The sequence below is a fragment of the Priestia sp. VA7 genome (assembly GCF_055710015.1).
Window position 1 is genome coordinate 1 of sequence record NZ_JBVQPN010000047.1, and the last position, 411, is coordinate 411.

Consider the following 411-nt stretch of genomic DNA (forward strand, 5'->3'; position numbering starts at 1 on the left):
TCCCTCTATTTTGGAAAAGGTCAAGGGCTTGGTAAAGACCTATCAAGACCAAATGGATCTGGCTGGAGTGGCCATTTCTTCTGCAGGAATGGTTAATCCTGATGAGGGAGAAATCTTTTATGCCGGCCCTCAGATTCCTAACTATGCTGGAACTCAGTTTAAAAAAGAGATTGAAGAGACTTTCGGGTTACCGTGTGAAGTGGAAAACGATGTTAACTGTGCTGGTCTAGCCGAAGCTATTTCTGGTAGTGCCAAGGATTATCCTGTGGCTCTTTGCTTGACAATTGGGACGGGAATCGGTGGCTGTTTATTGTTTAATTCCCAAGTTTTTCATGGTAGTAGTCATTCAGCTTGCGAAGTTGGTTACCTTCATTTGTCAGATGGTCAGTTTCAGGATCTGGCATCTACCAC

At 44.0% G+C, this 411-nt stretch carries 1 protein-coding gene; it reads left to right on the top strand.

The window, feature by feature from the left end:
* The coding region (locus tag AC0C45_RS30085; RefSeq protein ID WP_472929331.1) for an ROK family protein at window positions 1-411 on the top strand (411 nt) is incomplete at both ends.